We start from the raw sequence: 23338 nt of genomic DNA, 5'->3' as shown, positions 1-23338 counted from the left end.
CGATTAGCTAAACCAAAACCATATCAACTAAACCATATGTACAAGGAAATTTATTTGGTCGATGACGAGGACCTTGTTAACACCGTGAATGCAATCCATTTCAGAAGAATGGGAATGGAGGATAAACTTAAAAGCTTTACCAACCCCGAATTGGCACTTGATGATCTCAGGTTTAGGGATAACCCGAACGTTAAGACATTGATTCTTCTTGACATAAACATGCCGGAAATGAGTGGATTTGAATTCTTGGAATTTATGATGCTTGAAGATTTTCCTGGAACCAACGAAGTTTTGCTCGTTACATCCTCAGAATCGGATGAGGATAGGGAAGAAGCCAAAAAGTATGATAAATACGTAAAGGAATTTATTACAAAACCATTGCAGATTGAGCATTTGGAAGAATACCTGCAAGGTTCCTTCTCCTAAATTTTTGAATAATCTATATTCAAAATTTCTAAATCCAAATCAATTTCAATTGTTTTTTGGTATTTTGACGTTGCCAACAATAAAGTTTTAACCGAATATATTTGTTGAAACCGGTGGTTTTGGCAAAAAATATTTATGAAGTAAACTTTATGGCGCAGTGTCTCAGTGATACTTTATTTCCCCCTTCGCAATACACCATAAATTGTTTTGTAAAAGTTTAGAAAGGTGAAAAAAAAACAAGTTCGCATACAAGATGCAATTGAAATCTTAGAAGATAGCAGTGATGTTATCTGGACCATGGATAAAGATTTCCAATTAACGTCCTTTAACCATTCGTTTGAACAAAAATTCAAGGAAGAGTTGGGCAGTGAGCCGCAAATAGGCCTGGACTTAAGGCCCATTTATGACAAAAGTTATTTTTTCAGCATTTGCGGGAAAGGCTGTGAACGGGCATTGAACCGCTATGCTGTAACGGCAAAGCACACTTTGGTCAAAGGGGGGTCTTTTCGTGTCCATGAATTTGCGTTTCAACCTTTTATGGAAGCGTCTGGCAAATTGGTGGGGTGCAGTATATGGCAGAAGGACATTACCAATGAAGTTGACAATATCCATAGGCTTGAAGCCAGTGAAAATAAGTATAATGAGGTTCAAAGAATAACCAACGTAGGGCACTGGAACTGGGATATGCTGCGAAACAAGATAACCTGGTCCAATCAACTTTTCAGCATTTTTGGGCAGGTTCCCGGTGAATTTGGGGCCAATTATGAGGCGCTAATGGAAATTATACATCCGGAAGACAGGGAAATTTTCAATAAAAATGTGGAACGGAGCATTCAAAAGAATATGTTGCATGATATTGTCCATAGAATTGTTGTCAATGGTGGCGAAGTGAGGTATGTGCATCAAAAGGGTAAGGTATACTACGATGAAAACAACAAGCCTTATCGCATGTCGGGCACCACACAGGAGGTGACCAAAGATGTAAAGAACAATGAACAGATAGTACAGCAGAACAACGAGCTTCAAAATTTTGTACGGATTATTTCCCATAACCTTAGGGGACCTATCTCAAATCTTTTGATGTTGTCTAAAATATACGAATGGGGCAAGGATGAAATGAATGATGACATTGTAAGGAAAATTGAGAACACCACGGAAGCATTGGACCAAACCATAAAAGACCTTAATCTTTCTTTATCGATGAAGAATACCGATAGGGAAAGGTTCCGGGAAATCATTTTGACAGAGGTGATGAAAGACGTGGATGGATTGCTTTCCGAAGAAACGGCCAAAACCAATGCGGTGATTAAAACTGATTTTTCACAAGTTGGGTCTATTGTGGGTCTCAAAAGCTACTTTGTCAATATTTTATATAATCTTGTTCTCAATGCCATCAATTATGCCAAGGAAGGTGTTGTTCCCATTGTGGAAATTTCGACCCAGTTGACAGATGACTCCATATTGATCCATGTTAAGGACAATGGAATTGGCATGGAACTTACCCCGGAAAGGGAAAGGAAGATTTTTAACATGTACGGTAGGCTAAGTGGAGACACCGATGGAAAAGGGCTGGGACTGTATCTTGTAAAGACCCAAGTTGAGGCGATGGAAGGAAGAATTGAGGTGGAAAGTGAAAAAGGTGTTGGCACAACTTTTACCATTACGTTTCCGACCAGCTCCAAAATTTAAAATGGCAGGGCACTTATATCTACATTTCCTCCAGAGATTATAACTCCAATCTTTTTGCCCGATAGTTCGTCCTTTTTCTTAAAAATAGCGGCCAAAGCTACCGCACTGGAAGGTTCGCATACAATTTTAAGGCGTTCCCAAATCAATCGCATGGCCGCAATGATTTCTTCTTCGGTCACGCGGACAATTTCTTCCACATGCTTTTGAATAATGGGAAAGTTTCGATCACCCAACTGCGTTTTTAAACCGTCGGCAATGGTGTTTGTGGTGGTATTGGTTTCTATTTTTCCACTTTGTAAGGAGCGATAGGCATCGTCCACCTCAAAAGGTTCGCCACCAATGACCTTACAATCGTTCCCAAAGTAATATGCGGCAAGAGCGGTTCCCGCAATCAATCCGCCGCCGCCAACGGGGGTCACCACGTAATCAAGATCTGGGTATAGTTCCAACAGTTCTTTGCAGGCAGTTCCCTGTCCTAAAATCACATGGTCGTTGTTGGAAGGATGGATAAAAGTAGCCCCGTGCTCGTTTACAATACGATCAGATTCACGTTCCCTGGCCGCCAAGGTGGGTTCACATTCGATCAGGATGCCTCCATAGCCCTTGACTGCATCTTTTTTTACTTGGGGAGCTGAACTTGGCATCACAATATAGGCTTTAACCCCTAAACTTTGTGCGGAAAGGGACAGGGCTTGGGCAAAATTGCCCGAAGAATGTGTGACTACACCGTTCTTCTTTTGTTCATCCGAAAGTTGCATTATGGCGTTGGCTGCTCCACGCATTTTAAAAGCGCCCATACGCTGAAAGTTTTCACATTTAAAAAACAAATGGGCACCAGCCATCTCGTCAATGAGGCGGGAAGTGAGCACAGGAGTGTTGTGGATAAAAGGTTTTATCCGCTCGTGGCAGTCAATTAGTTGTTGTTTGTGCATAGAATTGCCTTTTGAAGCGACCCAATCAAGGCAAAGATAACAACGGGACGTTAATTGTGGGACTCCAGCTCTTCCTCTTCTTGCTTAGCGGAAATGCCCTCCATACCCAGTTCCGGAATCACCAATAAAGGTATTTGGGTGTGGAACGCCGTTCTTTTGATGATGGGCTCACGGGTCATCTTTTCCATATAGCTGTGCTGGTAGTTCAACATGGCCAACAAATGGATCCCCAACTCTTTGGAAAACGTTTCCAGAGTATGGGAAACCGAATTGAGCTCGGAAACCGTGTGTACAAAATGTTCCACATCGCCAAGGTACCGGCGCAGCATGTTTAAATTGAACTGTTGAAGTTCACTCAATGCCTTTATGCCGTACTGTACGTGCACAATGCGGATAGTGGCATTGAACATCTTGGCCATTTCCAACAAGGGAGATAGTTCGGAAGAGGTATAAAACCGGTTAAAGTCCGTGGCAAAAGCAATCTCCGAAGGCGTAACATATTCAAAATGATAGGGAATGGCCAAAACGGGGCATTTTTTAGTGCTTTTTATTATCCGAACCGTGTTGCTGCCCATAAATACCTCATCCACTCCAGATGCTCCCTTTGTGCCGGCAACTACCATATGGATACCAAAAGTTTCCACAATATCTTTTACCTCTTCCACCAATAGGTTAAAGGAAGAAATGGTCTCGAAACTGTGGTTAGGGTTTCCGTATTTGGTCTTGATTCGTTCCACGGTTTTGCTCAATTCCCGTTCAGAATTTTCCCGGACTGCATCCACAATGCGAACCCCATCAATCATTTTGGCCATAAATCGGCTGCTTGGGATGACAGGGGTATAGGTGTTGAGCAAATAAAAAGTACAACGCCTGTTGCGAAACAATTGCATGGCGTAATCAATGGCATTCCATGCATTCTCCGAAAAATCCGTAGGTATCAATATCTTTTGCATCGGACTACATTTTACGATGCAATAAAATTAGACCTATGGGCTAGGGGATACTATGACAATTGTCAGGTTTTGAAAAATGGTCTAGAAGCCCTCGACCATTTCGAGAAGTTTGCGCTCATCTTTAATACCGATTTTTTTGCCTGAAGTACGAATCAGGCCGTTCTTTTTGAATTCGGAAATGATTCTAATGGCAGATTCGGTTGCAGTACCCACCACATTGGAAATATCTTCCCTGGAAAGGGTAAGTGACAAGAATCCATCGGCATCTTCACCAAAATTGTTCTTTAGGTAAAGAAAGGCCTCTGCCATACGCTGTTTTACCGTTTTTTGGGAAATATTGACGATGACATCATCGGCCTCTTTAAGATCGTGGGCCATATGGCGCAAAACCTCCAAAGTGAAATCCGGATTCTTTTGAAGGGTAGTGGTAATGCTCTCCTTTGGAATGAAGCAAACCTCCATAGTGTCCACAGCAATGGCGGAAAGATTTGTACTCTCTTGTGAAATAACCGAACGTTGACCCAGAACTTCGCCTTTGCTGGCCAATTTCACGATTTGGTCTTTTCCATTGGCACTGAGTTTGGAAAGTTTGGAAACGCCGCTCCTTACGCAATAAACACCATTGAGCTTTTCGCCTTCCTCAAAAATAGACTCACCCTTTTTGATGATCTTGGTGGTTTTGGAGTCGGAAACTTGCTTCAGTTCTTCCTTGCTCATGGCACGGAGCGAGTTGAACTGTCGGATAATACAATTTTCACACCTGCTTTCCATAATGATTGGTTTACCTGATTCAACAAATTTAAAGGGAATCTACACAGTATTAACTGATAAATGTCATATTTTTAAGAGGAAGAGTATTACAAATTTGCATCAGGTAAAGCAAATGTGAAATGACAGACCCAACCTGTTATCATTGTGGAGACGAGTGCGGTAAAAGTTATGTGCAGTTTGATGATAAGGATTTTTGTTGCAATGGTTGCAAAACCGTTTACGAAATTTTTACATCGAACGGCCTGTCCACCTATTACGAAATAGAGGGCAAAGCAGGAACCACACCTAACGAAATCCGTCAGAAATACGATTTTTTGGACAACCAAGAAATTGTACAGAAACTCGTGGAGTTTAATGAAGAAGGCGTACAGGTGGTCAGTTTGAGTATTCCCACCATTCATTGCAGTTCCTGCATTTGGGTATTGGAAAACCTGAACAAGCTACATTCGGCCATTAAAGTTTCCCAGGTCGACTTTCCAAAGAAAACCATCCGGGTTACCTATAAAACAGAGGATTTTTCCCTGAAAGCATTGGTACTTTTGCTGGGCAGCATCGGCTACGAACCCTATATCTCTCTTGAGGAATACAACAAGAAAGCAAAAAAAGTAGACCGTTCCCTAATCTATAAGTTGGGTGTCGCGGGTTTTGCCTTTGGCAATGTGATGCTGTTCTCCTTTCCCGAGTATTTTGAGGTAGAAGAATTTTGGTTGGACCAATACAAGCAGGTTTTCCGTTGGTTGATGTTCGCCTTTTCCCTGCCCGTGGTATTTTATGCCTCACAGGATTATTTTATCTCGGCCTACAAGGGCATCCGTTCCAAATTATTGAATATTGACGTGCCCATCGCCTTGGGGATATTGGTGCTTTTTTTAAGGAGTACGGTGGACATTGTGTTTGATTTGGGTTCCGGCTTTTTTGATAGTCTCACCGGCTTGGTCTTTTTTCTGCTATTGGGGAAATTTTTTCAGCAGAAAACCTACGCCTATCTTTCGTTTGAACGCGATTACAAATCCTATTTTCCCATAGCCGTTACCCGTTTGAAGCAAAACGGGGAAGAAGAAAATATCCAAATTTATAACATTGAAGTAGGGGATAGGGTTTTGATCCGAAGCCACGAAATTATCCCTGTGGACTGTATTCTGATCAAAGGAACTGCCGAAATCGATTACAGTTTTGTAACGGGCGAATCCGAAGCAGTTTTTAAGGAATCGGGAGAAAAATTGTTTGCGGGCGGCAAACAACTTTCAGGGGTTTTGGAGGTTGAGGTGCTGAAATCCGTCTCCCAAAGTTATTTGACCCAGTTGTGGGGCAACTCCATTTTTGCAAAGGACAAGGCAAGTCAATTCCAGACCCTTACAGATAGCATTGGAAAACGATTCACCATTGCCGTTTTGAGCATTGCCACCTTGGCCACCGCTTTTTGGTTGATTTTTGACCCAAGTTTGGCCCTGAATGTGTTCACTTCGGTATTGATCATCGCCTGTCCGTGCGCCATTGCGTTGGCGGCCCCATTTACCTTGGGAAATATGCTACGCATTTTTGGGAAACATAAATTCTATTTGAAGAATACCAATGTGATCGAACGCTTGTCGAAAATCGATATCGCCATTTTTGATAAGACAGGAACCTTGACCACTAATGTAAAAGACACCATCCACTACGAAGGAATGGAACTTACGGAGGAGGAAACTGCACTCTTAAAAACTACCTTGAGGGCATCCAACCACCCGTTGAGCCGATCACTATACACTATTTTAAAATCCAATGCCATCATGACCTTGGAAGAATTCCAAGAACATACCGGAAAAGGTATCGAGGGCAAATATAAGGAGCACTCCATAAAAGTGGGTTCGGCATCTTATGTGGGTGAAAGCAAATCCAATGCATTGACCAATACTTCGGTCTACGTAAGTGCCGATGAAGATTTTAAGGGACGGTTCGTGTTCAAGAACACCTATCGCGATGGGATGAGCCAAATTTTTGATGAATTGGCAACCGATTTGGAACTGGGCATTCTTTCGGGGGATAATGATGGAGAAAAAGCGCAGTTGGAAAAAGTGCTTCCTGAAAAGACAACAATGCTGTTTGACCAAAAGCCAGAGAACAAGTTGGAATACATCAGACATTTACAGGAAAAACATAAAGTTTTGATGGTGGGCGATGGTTTGAACGATGCGGGGGCCCTGGCCCAAAGTGATGTAGGATTGGCTGTTTCGGAAAACATCAATGTGTTTTCACCAGCTTGTGATGGCATTCTGGATGCGAGCAAGCTGCGAATGCTGCCAAAGTTCATACAACTGTCCAAAAAATCCATTCGCATTATAAAAATGAGCTTTTTGTTGTCGCTCTGTTACAATGTCGTGGGATTGTATTTTGCCGTTACAGGTCAGTTACAGCCCGTGATTGCCGCTATTCTGATGCCGTTGAGCTCTATCAGTATTGTGGTGTTCACCACCTTGGCGACAAATTACCTCGGTAAAGATTTAAAAATTTTAGAAAGCTGATATATGTCATTTTTTGAGGAATACCATCACAGTAGTTTTACCCCTAAATTCAGGCAGGTATGAGTGTTATTTATGTGTTGTTGGCCATTAGCATAACGGTGGCCGTAATCTTTTTTGTAGCCTTTGTTTTCTCGGTAAAAAGCGGACAATACGATGACACCTATACCCCATCGGTAAGAATGTTGTTCGAGGATGAGGTGGTTAAGGACAAGGAAAAATCAAACCCAAATAAAAAGGAAATCAAACAAACTAAAAGTACAAACCAATAAATATGGAAATACAACAGTTCCGTTACGATAACAAAATCGTACAAAAGTTCTTATACGCCTCCATTTTATGGGGCGTAGTGGGTATGTCGGTAGGCCTTTTATTGGCCTTTATGTTTTTGTTCCCCAATGTTACAGAGGGCATTTCATGGTTGAGTTTTGGGCGTTTGCGTCCATTGCACACCAACGCCGTGATCTTCGCATTTGTGGGGAACGCCATCTTTGCAGGGGTGTATTACTCCTTGCAACGCTTGCTTAAAGCCAGGATGTTCAGTGACGCCTTGAGCAACATCAACTTCTGGGGCTGGCAATTGATCATTGTCGCCGCAGCGATCACACTTCCATTGGGGTATACCACCACCAAGGAATATGCCGAATTGGAATGGCCCATAGATATTGCCATTGCAGTAGTATGGGTGGTCTTTGGATGGAACATGATCGGTACCATCCTCAAAAGAAGGCAAAGGCACCTGTATGTGGCCATCTGGTTTTACTTGGCCACGTTTGTTACCGTAGCCGTGCTGCACATTTTTAATAGCTTGGAGCTGCCGGTATCTGCACTGAAGAGTTATTCGGTGTATGCTGGTGTGCAGGATGCTTTGGTACAATGGTGGTACGGGCATAATGCGGTGGCATTCTTTTTGACCACGCCTTTCTTGGGGTTGATGTACTACTTTGTTCCCAAGGCGGCGAACAGGCCCATCTATTCCTATAGGCTGTCCATCGTCCACTTTTGGTCGTTGATATTCATTTATATCTGGGCAGGTCCCCACCACTTGTTGTATTCTTCCTTGCCTGACTGGGCACAGAACCTCGGTGTGGTATTTTCCATAATGTTGATAGCCCCATCTTGGGGTGGTATGATCAACGGATTGTTGACCCTTCGTGGTGTATGGGACAAGGTGCGTACCGATGCCACATTAAAATTTATGGTGGTAGCCATCACGGGGTATGGTATGGCCACTTTTGAAGGCCCAATGCTTTCCTTGAAAAACGTAAACGCCATTGCCCACTTCAGTGACTGGATCATTGCCCACGTTCATGTTGGGGCCTTGGCCTGGAACGGGTTCTTGACCTTTGGTATGATCTACTGGTTGGTGCCGCGAATGTTCAAAACAAGTTTGCACTCCAAAGGATTGGCCAATTTCCACTTCTGGATTGGCACCTTGGGTATTGTATTGTATGCCCTTCCCATGTACGTAGCAGGATTCACCCAAGCCTTGATGTGGAAAGAATTTAACCCAGATGGTACCTTGGTTTATGGTAACTTCTTGGAAACTGTCACCCAAATCATCCCCATGTATTGGATGAGGGCCATCGGAGGTTCGTTGTACATCCTCGGTATGTTCGTGTTGCTTTACAATATTGTGATGACCATTAGGTCTGGTAGCAAGGTTGAAGATGAAGCAGCAGAAGCTCCAGCATTGGAACGCGTTGCAAAACGAAGAGTGGCTGGCGAAACCTTCCATAATTGGTTGGAAAGAAAACCGGTTCAGCTGACTATTTTGGCCACCGTAGCCATTTTGATTGGGGGTATTGTTCAGATTATCCCAACCATCTTGGTGAAATCCAATATTCCGACCATTACAAGTGTTAAACCCTATACGCCACTGGAATTGGAAGGTCGTGATCTTTACATTCGAGAAGGTTGTGTGGGTTGTCACTCACAAATGATCAGGCCGTTCCGTAGTGAGGTGGAACGCTATGGCGAGTATGCCAAGGCTGGAGAATTTGTGTACGACCACCCATTCCTGTGGGGCAGTAAGCGGACAGGTCCAGACTTGTTACGTGTTGGAGGCAAATACTCCGATAGCTGGCACTTAAACCATATGTACGATCCACAAAGTACGTCAGCAGGTTCCATTATGCCATCCTACGAATGGCTGGTTACGGACGAACACGACCGTAGCGATATTCAAGCTAAAATGGAGGCCATGGTAAAGCTTGGTGTTCCCTATACCGAAGAGGATATTGCCAACGCTCCGCAATCCATGGCAGAGCAAGCAGAGCAAATCGAAAAGAGCCTTTACGTAGACCCAGAATTTGAAAGGACCTATGAAGCCGATAAAAAATACGCTGAGGAAAACGGATTGGAATTTGTGGAAATGCGAGATCGCGAAATCGTGGCCTTGATCGCTTATCTACAACGATTGGGTACCGATATCAAAATTACCGATACAGCCGAAAAATAGAAAAAGAAATCATGAATCAAGAGTCAAGAACCAAGATATCCAATAGCAAAGACCTTCAAAGGTCTAGCCTGCCTGCCGCAGGCAGGCGTCTTGATTCTTGCATCTAAAATCTAATATAACCATGTTGAAATTTGTAAAAGAACATATGGAAACCATCGATGGGATAGCCAACTACCCCATGGTTTCCCTGCTCATCTTCTTTGTGTTTTTTGTTCTCTTGTTCTGGTGGGTATTTACCGCTACCAAGGAACACATAAGGGAGATGTCCGAACTGCCATTGGATAACGATGATCAACAAAACAAACTATAACATTATGAGCACAAAAACACCTTGGTGGATACGAGTCCCGGTTTTATTCTTTTTGATCTTCGGATTGATGGAATTCTTTATAGACTCCGGTGACAAACCCGCAATACTTGAATATCCCATCACACAGTTTTTTATGCTGTTGGTATTGATGATCCTTATTGCCATTGAATTGATTTTGGCTTCCATAGAGAACATTATGTTCCAAACCCTTTCAGAAGAAGGCAAAGAACGTTACTTGGAAACCAAAAGCAAGAAATATGAATGGACATGGGCCAAAAACCTCATGAAAAAGTTGACCAAGAGCCGTTCCATTGAACGCGAAGGGGAAATTGTCCTGGACCACGATTATGACGGTATCCGTGAGTTGGACAATGTGCTCCCTCCTTGGTGGGTATACCTTTTCTATGCAACCATTGTTTTTTCAGTAGTGTATCTGGTGCGCTTCCACGTTATTGGAGATTATACTCAAGAACAGGAATACGAACAAGAGGTGGCCGCTGCCCAAGCAGCTATTGAAGAGTATAAAAGAACTGCCAAGGACTTGGTGGATGCCAGTACGGTAGAATTTTTGTCTGATCCAGCTGATTTGAGTGCTGGCGAGAAGATTTTCACAACCAACTGTGTCGTTTGTCATATGGCAGATGGCGGTGGTGGAATCGGACCAAACTTAACAGACCAATACTGGATATTGGGAGGAGGTATCAAAAATGTCTTTACCACAATTTCCGAAGGTGGTCGTGATGGTAAAGGGATGGTGGCATGGAAACAAAGCTTAAAGCCTGCCGAAATAGCCCAAGTGGCCAGTTATGTAATCACCTTGGGCGGGACAACACCTGCCAACCCAAAAGAGCCTGAAGGAGAAATTTGGGTAGACCCGAATGCCCCGAAAGACTCCAATGGAACAGAATCTGAAACGGAAGAAACTGCACCAGAACAAATGGAGCAGGCCACTGATTCAACAGACGTAGCCATGAATTAACCCTTTTGGGGACGTCTATGGTAGTATGAATTGACAAATCAAAACGATGGAAGAGAACTTTAGGGATTCCATAGGCACAATCACAGAAGAAGGGAAAAGAAATTGGATTTTCCCCAAGAAACCCAGTGGACGGTATTACAATTACCGAAAGTACGTTAGTTACTTTCTGCTGATTTTCTTGGTAGCCGCTCCTTTTGTGAAGATCAATGGGCACCAGTTCTTGTTGTTCAATGTGTTGGATCGTCGTTTCAATATATTCGGACTTCCGTTTTGGCCCCAGGATTTTCACTTGATGGTCGTGTCCATGATCATAGGGGTAATTTTCATTGCACTGTTTACGGTCGCATATGGTCGTATTTTCTGTGGGTGGATGTGCCCCCAGACCATTTTCTTGGAAATGGTCTTCCGTCGTATCGAATATTGGATAGATGGAGACCGGGGCGCCCAGATGCGTTTGGCCAAAGCACCTTGGACGGGCAAAAAAATCAGAAAAAGAGTATTGAAGTGGATCATTTTCTTCATCATCTCCTTTTTTATTGCCAATGTGTTCTTGGCGTATCTGATTGGAAGTGATCAGCTGCTATCATACATTACCGATGGTCCCATGGCCCATTTGGGCACCATGGTGCCACTCCTGATTTTTACAGCGGTGTTCTATTTCATCTTTGCGTGGTTCAGGGAACAGGTATGTATCATTGCTTGCCCTTATGGTAGATTACAAGGGGTACTTTTGGATAATAAATCCATTGTGGTGGCCTATGACCATGAACGTGGTGAAGGTGAAAATGGACGTAAAAAGTTCAGAAAAAACGAAGATCGGGAAGCACTGGGACATGGTGATTGTATTGATTGTCTCCAATGCGTGAATGTTTGCCCCACGGGAATAGACATCCGAAATGGAACCCAATTGGAGTGTGTAAACTGTACCGCTTGTATTGATGAATGCGATCATATTATGGATAGCATCAATAGGCCCAGAGGGTTGATTCGTTATGCAAGTGAGGATGAGATCACCAAGAAAACCAAGTTTAAGTTCACACCCAGAATGAAGGGGTATACCGCGGTGCTAACCGTATTGACTGGAATTTTGATCGGGATGTTGTTCTTGCGGAACGAGGTTGAGGCCAACATACTGCGTTTGCCAGGTCAGTTGTACGAGCGCAAGGAGAACAATATCATCAGCAATGTGTACACCTATAAATTAGTGAACAAGACCACCAACGATATCGAAAATGTTTCTTTTGAGCTGATGTCACATAACGGGGAAATCAAAATGGTGTCCCAAGACAGTTTTACCGTTCCGGCGGAAGAGTTGACTGAAGGCACCCTGTTCATCGAAATAAACGCTTCGGCATTGAACGGTGACAAGGATAAATTGAAGATTGGGGTGTATAGCGGTGATGAACTCATAGAAACTACGGTGACCCAGTTTTTGGCACCGAGGAGCTATAATTAAAAAAGACAACAATGAAAATTAATTGGGGAACGGGAATCGTATTGGCATTTATAGGTTTTATCACCTTCATCCTATACTTTGTCTTCAGGATGAGTACGGATGATAGGGCCAACCACGATTTGGTGACGGAGGAATACTATAAAAAAGAGTTGTCCTATCAGCAAGAGATAGATGCATCAAAAAAGGCAACCGAAATGAATGCCAACCTAAAGGTTGAAAAAACAGATGAAGGTTTGGTGGTTTATTTTCCTGAACGTTTCGACCCTAAAAAAATAAGTGGAACAGTGTCCCTATACAGACCGTCTAACAAGCACTTGGATACCAACTTTTCTATAAGTTTGTCCAATACACATTTGCTCATACCTGACAAACGCTTGGTGGACGGTCGCTGGGACATTTCCATAAACTGGGAATACGAAGGTAATTCCTTTTTGCATAAAGAAAAATTGGTGTACTGATCATGTTGACATCCGCATTGGTTCTGGGACTTTTGGGAAGCCTGCACTGCTTGGGCATGTGTGGGCCAATAGCCTTTATGCTGCCTTTGGACCAAAGCAATGGTGTTAAAAAGACCGCGCAACTGTCCATCTACCACTTTGGGAGACTCTTGGCATACGGTATGATCGGCTTGTTGTTTGGACTTTTGGGCAAGGGATTGTCATTGTTCGGCATTCAGCAAAAACTGTCCATCGGAATAGGGGTGCTTATGATCGTTCTTGTATTGATTCCTGGAAAATACCTGAACGGACATAAAATGTTGTCGCCCATTTACTCGATCATTGGCAGGGTAAAGTCCAAACTCGGTGCTGAACTTAAAAAAAAGACACCCGATACCTTTTTGACCATTGGCTTTTTGAACGGCTTTTTGCCCTGCGGTTTGGTCTATGTGGCCCTTTTGGGAGCCATTGCCATGGGCAGTCCTTTGGAAGGCGGTTTTTACATGATGATTTTTGGTATGGGAACCGTGCCGCTTATGTCATTGGTAGTCTATTCCAAAGGAATGTTCAGTAGATCCATTAAATCCAAAATACAGAAATTGATACCGGTATTTGTGGTCATCATTGGTATATTGTTTATTGTACGTGGGCTGGGATTGGGAATACCCTATGTTTCTCCTAAAGCTGCACCTGCAGATTCAGTTACAGCGACCATTGAATGCCATCAACCTTAAAAAATCAAATCCAGAATGAAAATAACATCAGTGGAAGAAGCGGTAGGAATTGTAAAATCAGGCGACCGGGTCTTTTTCCAAGGAGCGGCCATGACCCCAAACGAATTGATCGATGCACTCTGTGAGCGTCACGATGAATTGAAGGATGTAGAGATCATTTCCATCCACACCGAAGGGGATGCAAAGTATACCAGAAAGCCCTATTGTGATGCCTTTACCTTGAATGCCTGTTTTGTGGGAGGCAACGTTAGGACCTTTGTAAACACCTATATGGGTGACTATATTCCGGTTTTTTTGAGTGAAATACCGTGGTTGTTCGCCGACGAATATCTGCCGTTGGATGTGGCCTTTGTACAAGTGTCGCCACCGGACAAACACGGATATTGTTCCTTGGGAGTTTCGGTGGATGTGGCATTGCCCGCCATTAGAACGGCCAAAAAAATTGTGGCACAGATAAATCCACATGTACCTCGGACCCATGGTACTGGTATCGTTCACGTAGATGAGATTGCATTTGCCACGGAGGTCAATAGGCCCATTCACGTACATAATCCGACCGAGATATCGGAAGTAGAGCACGAAATTGGTAGGCACGTGGCATCCTTGATTGAGGATGGTGCTACCTTGCAAATGGGAATTGGGAACATCCCCAATGCGGTGTTATCCAATTTGGGAAACCATAAAAACCTTGGAATCCATACCGAAATGTTTTCTGATGGCGTATTGCCCCTTTTGGAAAGTGGTGTCATCAACGGAAAAGAAAAAACGGTTAAACGAGGTAAAATTGTGGCTTGTTTTGCTGTAGGTTCCCGAAAACTGTATGATTTTATAGATGATAACCCCATTTGTGATTTTAGGGACTCGGGGTATACCAATGATACGGCCAGAATTAGAAGAAACCCAAAAGCAACTGCCATCAACAGTGCCATAGAAATTGATCTTACGGGTCAAGTCTGTGCAGATACCATTGGCGGATACCAATTTTCTGGAGTGGGGGGACAAATGGATTTTATGCGAGGGGCATCACTTTCCAAAGGAGGGAAGCCCATTATTGCCATGTCGTCCACAACAAAAAAGGGCGTATCCAAGATAACCCCATTTTTGAAGCAAGGCGCTGGGGTTACCACCACACGGGCCCATATGCACTACGTGGCGACCGAGTATGGCGTGGTGAATCTTTTTGGGAAAAACCTGCAGCAGCGGGCCAAAGCGTTAATTTCCATTGCGCACCCTGACCATAGGGAGGAATTGGAAAAAGCTGCTTATGCAAGATTCCACGGCTAAAGATTTACAGGTTTAAAAGCAATAAAAAAGGGGCAATTTTAAAATTGCCCCCTTTTTTTGAATTGTATGAAACCAATCAAAAAATACAATCCATTAAATTTTAAAGGTTATCACAGGGATATTGGAATGGTTGGCGATATCCTCGCCGATGCTCCCCATAAAAAAGTGGGATAACCCTCTTCTACCGTGTGTAGGTATGCCGATCATATCGGCCATGACCTTGTCGCAGTAATTGAGCACTCCTTTTTCTACAGTGTAATCGTTATAGATTTCCACAGTTAGCCCAAGTTTGGCCGCGTCCAAAAATTTGGAAATTTTTTCATAGGCATCATCGGTACTCAAAAATTCGTCTCCTGGTGTATTGATATAGATCAACTGCAATTTGCAATTAAGAAGTTTGGCCATTTCCACAGCCTTTTTGAGAGCAGGAACATTTTCTTCCGAAAAATCGCAGGCAAAGACAAAGTTTTTAGGTTTAAACTTGTCCATTTCTCCTTTTATGACCAATACAGGAATATCTGAGGTGCGGACAACGCGCTCGGTATTGGATCCAATGAAGATTTCTTGGAGGCCATCGGTGCCATGTGAGCCCATGACCACTAGGTCTGCATTGTGCTTTTCGGCAACTTCGTTCACCTCACTAAACACTTTGTAGTGCTTAATAACGGGCACAATGTTGACATCCTTTAAATAAGGTTTGTCCAAGAAGTCGGCAAATCGTTTTTCACCAATTTTGATCAAGTGAACCACTTGTTCTTGCGATACATATCCAGATTCACTCATGATGGCCGGTGAAAGTTCCAACATGTGGAGCACCAACAACTCGGCTTTGTTTTCTTTGGCCAGGGATGCAGCCACTTTTAGGGCGTTTTCTGATTGTTCTGAAAAATCTACGGGTACAATTATGCTTTTCATTTCTTTGTTTTTAATAGGTTAAACGGTCATGGAAAATATCCGGGTTTCTGGTTTTTTCCGGTGCAGTTTCAAGTCAAGGGCCATACTGATGTTTCGTATAAAAGGTCTTCCTTTTTCGGTCACTGAGATCTGATTTTCTCCAATCTCCACCAAACCATCGGATTCCATTTCCGATAAACTTTCAATGATGCTTTGAAAATCGACCACTTCAGCTTCTTCCCTCTCCCAAGAAGTTTCAAATCGGCACATGAGATCAAGAATGTGCTTTCGTAAGATTTCATCTTCTTGGTTAAGAATATGTCCTTTAAAAATAGGAATAAGGTCGTGCGAAACCAAATGTTCATATTCTTCCAGACTTTTTACGTTTTGGGCAAACCCATACCAACTATCACTAATGCTGGATACTCCCAGACCGATCATTAATTGGGTCTTGGATGGGGTATAGCCCATAAAGTTTCGGTGCAGGGTACCGTTGGTCAATGCCACGTAGAGGTCATCGGATGGCAGGGCAAAATGGTCCATTCCCACATCTTTATAGCCAAAATCCGCCAACATGCTTTTTCCCATTTCATACTGTGCTTTTTTCACCACGGAAGAAGGAAGGTCCGTTTCCTTGTAACCGCGTTGTCCATTGCCTTTTAGCCAAGGCACATGGGCGTAGCTGTAAAATGCTATGCGGTCTGGCCTAAGGGCGTTGGTCTTTTTAATGGTTTCCTCCACATGGGCACAATCTTGAAATGGCAGCCCATAGATAATGTCATGGCCCACTGAGGTGTATCCGATTTCCCTGGCCCATTCGGTCACGTTTTTAACATTTTCAAAGGGCTGAATCCGGTTTATGGCCCTTTGAACGGTCATATTATAGTCCTGCACACCATAACAGACCCTTCTGAACCCTACATCAAAAAGGGCCTGAAGGTGCGCTTTGGTCGTATTGTTGGGATGTCCTTCAAAACTGAATTGTGCATTTTCTGCCTTTTTGCCGTTCAGGAGGATTCCATCTATCAGTAATTTCAGGTTTTCAGGAGAAAAAAAAGTGGGCGTTCCACCACCCAAATGAAGCTCTTTTATGATGGGTTTGGCTCCCAGAAGATCAACATAAAGTTTCCACTCCTTTAACACACTGTTGATGTAGGGAAGCTCCAACTCATGCCTTTTGGTGATGCGCTTGTGACAACCACAAAATGTACACATACTTTCACAAAAGGGCAGGTGTACATATAGGCTTATCCCTTCTTTTGGATTTTCTTGAAAGGTCTTCAATACAGTCGATTTCCAGAGTTTACCGGAAAAATTGTCCAAATCCCAATACGGAACCGTTGGATAACTGGTGTACCTAGGACCCGGCACATTGTATTTCTGTACTAATCCGCACATAGCTCATACCATTTTATTACAAGGCCAAAATTAATGGCAAGGCTCAGTATAAAACATGATAAATGTCAGTACGCTACAAATCAATACCTGATATCTGTCATTTTTTTGCCCTTTGGCACTTCGTAGCTTTAACATGGATAAAGAGTTCAATTTCCATAGCGATGGGCGAGCATATAGTTAACGGCAAGTTTGATGAGGAGGAGCGCAAGGCGTTCGTTCAGCATTTGATTGATGATATACAGGCCTTGGAATTGATGATAAAGGGCGGCATGATCGAAGATGATGTCCAGCGAATAGGCGCTGAACAGGAAATGTGCCTGGTTAATGGCGATTTCAGGCCATCCCCTAAATCCATGGAAATCATCAAAGATGTCAAAGATGACCATTTTACCACCGAATTTGCCACTTATAACATAGAGGCCAACCTCGACCCGTATAAACTGGAGAAGGATTGCTTTGCCAATATGGAACAGCAGCTTAGGAAATTGTTGGACAAGGTGAAACAAACAGCTGATGATCATGGTGTCAAGGTCGTTTTGACCGGTATTCTCCCGACCATAAGCAAAGATGAACTGGGGATGAATTTTATGACCCCAATACCGAGGTATTTTCGCATAAATGAGGTTTTAAAGACTTGGAGGGGGAGTGATTTCTCGCTTAGGATAAAGGGCGCAGATGAGCTTTCGTTGCATCATGATTCTGTACTTTTTGAAGCCTGCAATACCAGTTTCCAACTCCATTTGCAGATTCCCCCAGATGATTTTATCAAAAGCTATAATTGGGCACAGGCCATTTCCGGACCCGTTTTGGGAATATGCTGCAACTCTCCGTTACTTTTGGGTAAAGAGCTTTGGAGAGAAACCCGAATAGCCCTATTTCAACAAAGCTTGGATGCCCGGGTTTGGACAAAAGAGGTTAAGGAGCAAGTAGCCAGAGTAGGTTTTGGGGAACGATGGCAAAAAAATTCTGTCGCCGAAATTTTTAAACAGGACATTTCTACCCACCGCATCTTGCTTACAAAACCCATTGAGAAAAGCTCGCTGGATGTATTGCAGGACGGAAAAATTCCGAAACTGGAGGCATTGAGCTTGTTCAACAGTACGGTGTATCGATGGAACCGCCCATGCTACGGAGTGGGCAACGGAAAACCACATTTGCGGATTGAAAACCGATATATTCCCTCTGGCCCAACAATAATTGATGAAATGGCCAACTTTGCATTTTGGGTCGGACTAATGGCAGGAAGACCTAAAAAGTATGACGATATGCAGAGTATCATGGATTTTAGGGTGGCGAAACTCAACTTTTTTAAGGCCGCTATGAATGGAAGGAACACGATGTTTTCATGGTTGGACAAGACCATGACAGTCAAAGAGATTGTCCTGAAGGTATTGTTGCCCATAGCTTATGATGGGCTACGAAAATTTGAAATTGATGAAAGCGACATTAATAGGCTTTTGGGGATAATTGAAGCAAGAACGAAAAGGGGTACAGGGGCCGAGTGGCAAATCAGAAACTTTAGGGAGCTCAAAAAGCAGATGAAATTGGACAGTGCCATTGTGCAGTTGACCAAGGCCATGTACAACAACCAAGAGACCCAAGCTCCCGTGCATCAATGGAAACCAATTACAGGAATGAAGAAAACCAAGGAATCGTTCCAATGGGTAAGACAGATCATGTCCACAAAACTCATGAAGCTCTATGAAGATGATTATGCCAATTTGGCCATAGCTATTATGCAATGGAACAATATTCACCATATTCCTGTAGAAAATGGAAAAGGGGAAATTGCGGGGTTACTAACATGGAGCCATATAGAAAGGTTTGAGAAACTGGACAAGAAAGAAGCTAGGGTGTCGGATATTATGGTCAAAGATGTAATTACTGTAGAGCCCAGAACTGAAATAGAAACCGCCAAGAAAATGATGGAAGAACACCAAATAGGTTGTTTGCCGGTTTGCGTGGACAATCATATTGTGGGGATCATTAGTAAAGTTGACCTGTGATTGTGGTAGAAAAACAAAATATTGCCCCCAAACAGACTGTAGCGGTTAAGCGTACTATTGACCACCTGCAAGGGAACAAAAGTGGCCCAACGGTGGTTTTCTTTGCTGGAATACATGGCAACGAACCCGCAGGCGTTTTTGCCCTAAAACATGTCTTTAAAGAGCTAAAATCAAAAAACAGTGCTTTAAAGGGGCAATTGTTTGGCGTGGCCGGAAATCTGGGGGCACTCAATAGGCATGTCAGGTTCCAGACAGTAGATTTAAACCGCATCTGGTTTCCGGAGCGGATAAAAAATATACGGGCAAATAAGCAAGCCGATATTGAGGAGGAAAAGGAATTAAAAGCACTTTTGGAAGTGCTCAATAACATTTTGGAAAAAGCAACTCCTCCCTTCTATTTTATTGATTTGCATACCACTTCCAGTGATACGGCCCCTTTTATTGTGCTCAACGACAGTCTGTTGAACCGAAAATATGCATCAAACTATCCACTGCCCATTATTTTGGGGATCGAGGAATATCTTGAAGGGGCGTTGTTGAGCTATATCAACGAACTGGGATATGTGTCCCTAGGTTTTGAAAGTGGCCAGCATGATGACAGCAAAGCTGTTGAAAATTGTATTGATTTCATTTGGTTCACTTTGCAATTGACCGGTGTGGTCCACCCATCAAAAATCAATGGGGATGGATTGGCGCATTTCAACAAAGTAGATCACAGATTCTACGAAATCTACCATCAACATACCATAGAATCAGGTGACAAATTTAAAATGTTCCCAGGGTTTATAAATTTTCAGAAGATACCCAAAGGAGTAGAAATTGCAATGAGCAATGATGCTGTGATCAAAGCAAGCAAGGAAAGACAGATTTTTATGCCCTTGTACCAAGATCAAGGAGGGGAGGGGTTTTATTTTATCAGGCCGATTCCCAAGTTTTTGTTGTGGCTGTCCAAGGAGTTGAGACGTTTTAAGGTGGATCACCTATTGGTGAAATTGCCCGGTGTTAAATGGAAATCGGATAAAAAAGACACTTTGATCGTGGACCAAAGGGTTGCCCGTTTCATGGCGAAATCGATATTCCACTTGCTGGGATACAGGACCAGACAGCTTGATGAGACCCATTTGGTGGTCAAGAGCAGGGAAATAGCCTCAAGGAACAGTGATTATAAAAACACCAGCTGGTTCTAGAAAAAAAAAGAGGCCCAAACTTATTAAGCCTCCTTCTTCATTGTTTAGTCCTAAACTTATTGTATTTCAAAATTGATCGGAATGCTGTACTTGACCCGAACGGCTCTTCCACGTTGCTCTCCAGGTTTTACATTGGGTAGAGAGGCAATGATTCTAGCGGCCTCTTCTTCCAATAAACGGTCTGGACCTCTCTTTTGGATATCGGTCACGTTGCCTTTGGAATCAATCACAAACTGAACGTATACCCTTCCGGTAATTTGCATTTCCAATGCACTTGGGGGGTACCTGAAGTTTTTCACAACGTGCTCCTGTACCTTTCGGTTAAAGCAGGCTTTGCGTTCCGCCTGTGTTTCATAGACTTCACATCCAGGAAAAACAGGAACGTATTCTATCACTGCAAAAGGTACGGTAATGTCTTCTTCAACCTCTTCCACTTCAACGTCTTCCACGCTTACAATGGCATCTTCAATATAGGTTTCTTGACTGCTCTCCGTACTTTCAATAACGGTTTCTTCAACCTCTTCAACATCCTCCACAATTTCTATCACATCCGGTGCAGATGGCGGAGGGGGTGGTGGAGTGGTACGTAACATTTCTGTAACAGGCACATCTTCCTTAAGGTCATCCATAACTTCAACAACATCTGAAACCGTGGACTCCCTCTCATAAAATTTCACTTCCAATGATTGCCATGTAAGGAACAGGACCGAAGTAAGGCCTATCATGAAATAAAGACTGCTATTGCGGCCTATTTCAGCATTGGGGTTCTTTTTTGGTTTCATGACTTTTACTATTTAATTGTTATAAAGATAGTTAGGTCACCAACCATAAAATATGATAATGGTCAGGTTTGAACATGGATGTTCTTCCTTGGAAGACGGCCTCTATGCAAGGTTTTTCAGGAAATAAGCATTAAAACTTTACCTGCGGATAGGGATCGGGGGTTATGTGATGTTCTTGTTCTGGGTTTCCCATATCAGTGCAGCAGCCCCGCAGATGGCTGCGGTTTTGCCCTCCATTTCAGAATACATCAGCTTTACCTTGCCCTTGTAAACCTGCAGAAGGTTTGCATTGAAATACTTTTCCAAGGGTTCCATGATCCATTTTCCGCTATTGGTAAGTCCGCCCATTAAAATAAAAGCTTCTGGCTGGGTAAATGCCGTAAAGTTGGCCAATGCCAATCCCATAATTTTGGCCGTATAGTCAAATGCCTTAAGGGCAATTTCATCCCCTTCTTCCGCCGCTTTGGTAATATCCTCGCCATGGAGGTCGTTAAAGGCTACGCTTCTAAACTTACTGTCCACCGTATACTTGCTCATCATATACATAATGGTGCGCTTTAGGCCAGTTGCAGACACATAGGCTTCCAATCCGCCCCTAACCCCAAGCCCGGTCAATCTGCCATCCCCCAAAGTCATGTCCACATGGCCCAACTCCCCAGCAAAGCCATCGTACCCGTCTATTAATTGGCCATTGGCCACAATGCCGGCGCCAAACCCGGTACCCAAGGTAATCACAATAAAATCTTTCATGTTTTTGGCACCGCCAAAGAGCATTTCACCCAAGGCAGCGGCACTTGCATCGTTCATGATACGCATGGGCATGGGCATGCGCTCCTGTAATTTCTCAAGAATGGGAACACTGTCTTTCCAGATTAAATTACTGGCATTTTCTATGGTCCCGTTTTTGCTCGATGCATTCGGGGCTCCAATGCCACATCCCAAGACATTCACCTCCTTTCCCATCTTGTTGATGAGCTCGTCCGATGTACTCTTGATTTTGTTCAAGTAGTCGTTCAGGTTTGGAAAGTCCCTGGTCCTAAAAAAAGTTTTTTCAAGGCATTCCCCGTTTTGGTCAACCAACCCGATCTTGGTTTTGGTACCGCCAATGTCCACACCTATTACAATATCCATGGTTATACGCACATTCTTTAGTTGTTTTTAAATATAACCATAATGATTTCAAAAAAATAACGCTCGGGACTTTTAAATAGACAGATTTTTTGTTAATATGGTTTAAAAGTTGGAAACCTGACTTCCGTCATATTTTAGGTCATGGGACGACTCTACTTTTGAAATTGAAGTTTTGAATCATTTAAAATTTGAGGTATGAGCAATATTAAAAAAATAGTAGTCCCTTTCGATTTTTCAGAAGCATCTTTGAATGCCTTGGAATATGTGGCCAATTTTGTGGGCCCAGATCGGCCTATTGCCATTTTGGCCCTATACGTTGGTGTAATGCCAACCAGTAAAGTTGAAGAAGAGGAACTGAAGAATGATTTTACAAAAGTATTGGAATCCTTCAATGTAAGGTTGAAGGTTGTTCCTGATTTTCAAACAGCCACCGGAGACTTGATCAGCACCATCTTGAAAGTGGAGGAGGAAAGCAATGCAGATTTGATCATGATGGGTACCATGGGAGACAAAATTACCGATGAGGCCATTACCAACACCTCCAGATTGGTCTTGGATGCCAATTGCCCCGTGATATCCATTCCCTACGGATGCAATATCAAAGAACCCAAGGACATTGCCTTGGTCATGGGTAGTGAAAAAATTGAGGATAAAGAGGTTCTGACAACCCTTTTGGACATCGCCCGGACCTTTGACTCCAAAGTACATGTCCTGACCATTTATAAAGAATCCGTTTATGCTGAGGAATCTGTTCAGGACAGTACCGAGAACCTCTTGGAATACTATTTGGAGCATTTTTATGTAGAGCATACATTCAGTAAAAACCAAGACGTGGAAGAAGGTATTTTGGACTACATCAATGAAAAAAACATTGATATGTTGGCCATTTTGCCCAGAAACCATAGCGAAAAAAGCGACCCGTCCGAAGGACGTTTGACAAAACTGTTGACGTTGCACTCCGAGATTCCGGTATTGGCATTGGATTGACCACGCCTGTTCAATAAGAA

General features: G+C 43.1%; 21 protein-coding genes. 14 read left to right on the top strand and 7 right to left on the bottom strand.

What is annotated here, in order from left to right:
• The coding region (locus A7D14_RS18755; RefSeq protein ID WP_255307497.1) for a response regulator at nucleotides 1-426 on the top strand (426 nt) is incomplete at its 5' end.
• A 225-nt stretch (nucleotides 427-651) separates the two neighbouring features.
• Nucleotides 652-2115, top strand: a complete 1464-nt coding sequence (locus A7D14_RS18750; protein WP_067037888.1) for a PAS domain-containing sensor histidine kinase — start codon at nucleotides 652-654, stop codon at nucleotides 2113-2115.
• Here the strand turns inward: A7D14_RS18750 and A7D14_RS18745 are convergent.
• The 3 genes from A7D14_RS18745 to A7D14_RS18735 form a co-directional block, all read right to left on the bottom strand.
• Nucleotides 2112-3047: a threonine/serine dehydratase gene (locus A7D14_RS18745; RefSeq protein WP_067037886.1), complete on the bottom strand. Its 936-nt coding sequence runs from the start codon at nucleotides 3045-3047 to the stop codon at nucleotides 2112-2114. The genes A7D14_RS18750 and A7D14_RS18745 overlap by 4 nt on opposite strands.
• 50 nt (nucleotides 3048-3097) lie before the next feature.
• A complete protein-coding gene (locus tag A7D14_RS18740; protein WP_067037884.1) occupies nucleotides 3098-4000 on the bottom strand; it encodes a universal stress protein in 903 nt (300 codons plus the stop codon).
• A gap of 81 nt (nucleotides 4001-4081) precedes the next feature.
• Entirely contained in the window at nucleotides 4082-4771 is a 690-nt protein-coding gene (locus A7D14_RS18735; RefSeq protein ID WP_067037882.1) for a Crp/Fnr family transcriptional regulator, read from the bottom strand.
• A gap of 119 nt (nucleotides 4772-4890) precedes the next feature.
• On the opposite strand from A7D14_RS18735, the gene A7D14_RS18730 reads away from it, so the two are divergent.
• The 9 genes from A7D14_RS18730 to A7D14_RS18690 all read left to right on the top strand — a co-directional run bounded on the left by A7D14_RS18730 (nucleotide 4891) and on the right by A7D14_RS18690 (nucleotide 14933).
• Entirely contained in the window at nucleotides 4891-7275 is a 2385-nt protein-coding gene (locus A7D14_RS18730) for a heavy metal translocating P-type ATPase (protein ID WP_067037880.1), read from the top strand.
• 59 nt (nucleotides 7276-7334) lie between these two features.
• Nucleotides 7335-7544 (top strand): cbb3-type cytochrome oxidase assembly protein CcoS, encoded by a 210-nt coding sequence (gene ccoS, locus A7D14_RS18725; RefSeq protein ID WP_014033097.1) that lies wholly within the window; start codon nucleotides 7335-7337, stop codon nucleotides 7542-7544.
• 2 nt (nucleotides 7545-7546) lie between these two features.
• Entirely contained in the window at nucleotides 7547-9733 is a 2187-nt protein-coding gene (ccoN, locus tag A7D14_RS18720; RefSeq protein ID WP_067037878.1) for a cytochrome-c oxidase, cbb3-type subunit I, read from the top strand.
• Nucleotides 9734-9854: 121 nt separating this feature from the next.
• Entirely contained in the window at nucleotides 9855-10043 is a 189-nt protein-coding gene (locus A7D14_RS18715; RefSeq protein WP_067037876.1) for a cytochrome C oxidase subunit IV, read from the top strand.
• A 4-nt stretch (nucleotides 10044-10047) separates the two neighbouring features.
• Nucleotides 10048-11022, top strand: coding sequence for a cbb3-type cytochrome c oxidase N-terminal domain-containing protein (locus A7D14_RS18710; RefSeq protein ID WP_067037898.1), 975 nt, complete (start codon nucleotides 10048-10050; stop codon nucleotides 11020-11022).
• Between the two features lie 46 nt (nucleotides 11023-11068).
• Nucleotides 11069-12478 carry a cytochrome c oxidase accessory protein CcoG gene (gene ccoG, locus A7D14_RS18705; protein ID WP_067037874.1) on the top strand — a complete coding sequence of 470 codons (1410 nt, stop codon included), beginning with the start codon at nucleotides 11069-11071 and terminating at the stop codon, nucleotides 12476-12478.
• Between the two features lie 11 nt (nucleotides 12479-12489).
• Nucleotides 12490-12936, top strand: a complete 447-nt coding sequence (locus tag A7D14_RS18700) for a FixH family protein (protein WP_067037872.1) — start codon at nucleotides 12490-12492, stop codon at nucleotides 12934-12936.
• A 2-nt stretch (nucleotides 12937-12938) separates the two neighbouring features.
• Nucleotides 12939-13649 carry a sulfite exporter TauE/SafE family protein gene (locus A7D14_RS18695; RefSeq protein ID WP_067037870.1) on the top strand — a complete coding sequence of 237 codons (711 nt, stop codon included), beginning with the start codon at nucleotides 12939-12941 and terminating at the stop codon, nucleotides 13647-13649.
• 15 nt (nucleotides 13650-13664) lie between these two features.
• Nucleotides 13665-14933, top strand: coding sequence for an acetyl-CoA hydrolase/transferase family protein (locus tag A7D14_RS18690; protein WP_067037868.1), 1269 nt, complete (start codon nucleotides 13665-13667; stop codon nucleotides 14931-14933).
• 93 nt (nucleotides 14934-15026) lie between these two features.
• Here A7D14_RS18690 and A7D14_RS18685 read toward each other — a convergent pair whose 3' ends face one another.
• Both A7D14_RS18685 and hemN read right to left on the bottom strand, forming a co-directional pair.
• The gene (locus A7D14_RS18685) at nucleotides 15027-15848 is read right to left on the bottom strand and encodes a universal stress protein (protein WP_067037866.1); all 822 of its coding nucleotides are present in this window, start codon (nucleotides 15846-15848) and stop codon (nucleotides 15027-15029) included.
• 18 nt (nucleotides 15849-15866) lie between these two features.
• Complete coding sequence (hemN, locus tag A7D14_RS18680; RefSeq protein ID WP_067037864.1) at nucleotides 15867-17225, bottom strand: oxygen-independent coproporphyrinogen III oxidase; 1359 nt, start codon at nucleotides 17223-17225, stop codon at nucleotides 15867-15869.
• 62 nt (nucleotides 17226-17287) lie between these two features.
• On the opposite strand from hemN, the gene A7D14_RS18675 reads away from it, so the two are divergent.
• Both A7D14_RS18675 and A7D14_RS18670 read left to right on the top strand, forming a co-directional pair.
• Entirely contained in the window at nucleotides 17288-19231 is a 1944-nt protein-coding gene (locus A7D14_RS18675) for a CBS domain-containing protein (protein WP_255307496.1), read from the top strand.
• A gap of 2 nt (nucleotides 19232-19233) precedes the next feature.
• On the top strand, nucleotides 19234-20418 hold the full coding sequence (locus A7D14_RS18670; RefSeq protein ID WP_067037895.1) for a succinylglutamate desuccinylase/aspartoacylase family protein: 1185 nt from the start codon (nucleotides 19234-19236) through the stop codon (nucleotides 20416-20418).
• A 56-nt stretch (nucleotides 20419-20474) separates the two neighbouring features.
• Here A7D14_RS18670 and A7D14_RS18665 read toward each other — a convergent pair whose 3' ends face one another.
• A complete protein-coding gene (locus A7D14_RS18665) occupies nucleotides 20475-21200 on the bottom strand; it encodes an energy transducer TonB (RefSeq protein WP_067037861.1) in 726 nt (241 codons plus the stop codon).
• Between the two features lie 162 nt (nucleotides 21201-21362).
• Entirely contained in the window at nucleotides 21363-22331 is a 969-nt protein-coding gene (locus A7D14_RS18660; protein ID WP_067037859.1) for an ROK family protein, read from the bottom strand.
• Between the two features lie 195 nt (nucleotides 22332-22526).
• Between A7D14_RS18660 and A7D14_RS18655 the strand changes: the two genes are divergently transcribed.
• Nucleotides 22527-23318 (top strand): universal stress protein, encoded by a 792-nt coding sequence (locus A7D14_RS18655; protein ID WP_067037857.1) that lies wholly within the window; start codon nucleotides 22527-22529, stop codon nucleotides 23316-23318.
• The last annotated feature ends 20 nt before the right edge of the window (nucleotides 23319-23338 follow it).

The sequence above is a fragment of the Allomuricauda sp. CP2A genome (assembly GCF_001683915.1).
Classification (GTDB): Bacteria; Bacteroidota; Bacteroidia; order Flavobacteriales; family Flavobacteriaceae; genus Flagellimonas.
The sequence above is the reverse complement of the archived record's forward strand: the minus strand, read 5'-3'. Positions and strand labels throughout refer to the sequence as shown.

What these genes read in the sequence shown, in the direction of transcription:
- A7D14_RS18745 (WP_067037886.1), bottom strand. Translation starts at nt 3,047, where the DNA reads ATGCACAAACAACAACTAATTGACTGCCACGAGCGGATAAAACCTTTT.
- A7D14_RS18740 (WP_067037884.1), bottom strand. Translation starts at nt 4,000, where the DNA reads ATGCAAAAGATATTGATACCTACGGATTTTTCGGAGAATGCATGGAAT.
- A7D14_RS18735 (WP_067037882.1), bottom strand. Translation starts at nt 4,771, where the DNA reads ATGGAAAGCAGGTGTGAAAATTGTATTATCCGACAGTTCAACTCGCTC.
- A7D14_RS18730 (WP_067037880.1), top strand. Translation starts at nt 4,891, where the DNA reads ATGACAGACCCAACCTGTTATCATTGTGGAGACGAGTGCGGTAAAAGT.
- ccoS (WP_014033097.1), top strand. Translation starts at nt 7,335, where the DNA reads ATGAGTGTTATTTATGTGTTGTTGGCCATTAGCATAACGGTGGCCGTA.
- ccoN (WP_067037878.1), top strand. Translation starts at nt 7,547, where the DNA reads ATGGAAATACAACAGTTCCGTTACGATAACAAAATCGTACAAAAGTTC.
- A7D14_RS18715 (WP_067037876.1), top strand. Translation starts at nt 9,855, where the DNA reads ATGTTGAAATTTGTAAAAGAACATATGGAAACCATCGATGGGATAGCC.
- A7D14_RS18710 (WP_067037898.1), top strand. Translation starts at nt 10,048, where the DNA reads ATGAGCACAAAAACACCTTGGTGGATACGAGTCCCGGTTTTATTCTTT.
- ccoG (WP_067037874.1), top strand. Translation starts at nt 11,069, where the DNA reads ATGGAAGAGAACTTTAGGGATTCCATAGGCACAATCACAGAAGAAGGG.
- A7D14_RS18700 (WP_067037872.1), top strand. Translation starts at nt 12,490, where the DNA reads ATGAAAATTAATTGGGGAACGGGAATCGTATTGGCATTTATAGGTTTT.
- A7D14_RS18695 (WP_067037870.1), top strand. Translation starts at nt 12,939, where the DNA reads ATGTTGACATCCGCATTGGTTCTGGGACTTTTGGGAAGCCTGCACTGC.
- A7D14_RS18690 (WP_067037868.1), top strand. Translation starts at nt 13,665, where the DNA reads ATGAAAATAACATCAGTGGAAGAAGCGGTAGGAATTGTAAAATCAGGC.
- A7D14_RS18685 (WP_067037866.1), bottom strand. Translation starts at nt 15,848, where the DNA reads ATGAAAAGCATAATTGTACCCGTAGATTTTTCAGAACAATCAGAAAAC.
- hemN (WP_067037864.1), bottom strand. Translation starts at nt 17,225, where the DNA reads ATGTGCGGATTAGTACAGAAATACAATGTGCCGGGTCCTAGGTACACC.
- A7D14_RS18675 (WP_255307496.1), top strand. Translation starts at nt 17,288, where the DNA reads ATGTCAGTACGCTACAAATCAATACCTGATATCTGTCATTTTTTTGCC.
- A7D14_RS18665 (WP_067037861.1), bottom strand. Translation starts at nt 21,200, where the DNA reads ATGAAACCAAAAAAGAACCCCAATGCTGAAATAGGCCGCAATAGCAGT.
- A7D14_RS18660 (WP_067037859.1), bottom strand. Translation starts at nt 22,331, where the DNA reads ATGGATATTGTAATAGGTGTGGACATTGGCGGTACCAAAACCAAGATC.
- A7D14_RS18655 (WP_067037857.1), top strand. Translation starts at nt 22,527, where the DNA reads ATGAGCAATATTAAAAAAATAGTAGTCCCTTTCGATTTTTCAGAAGCA.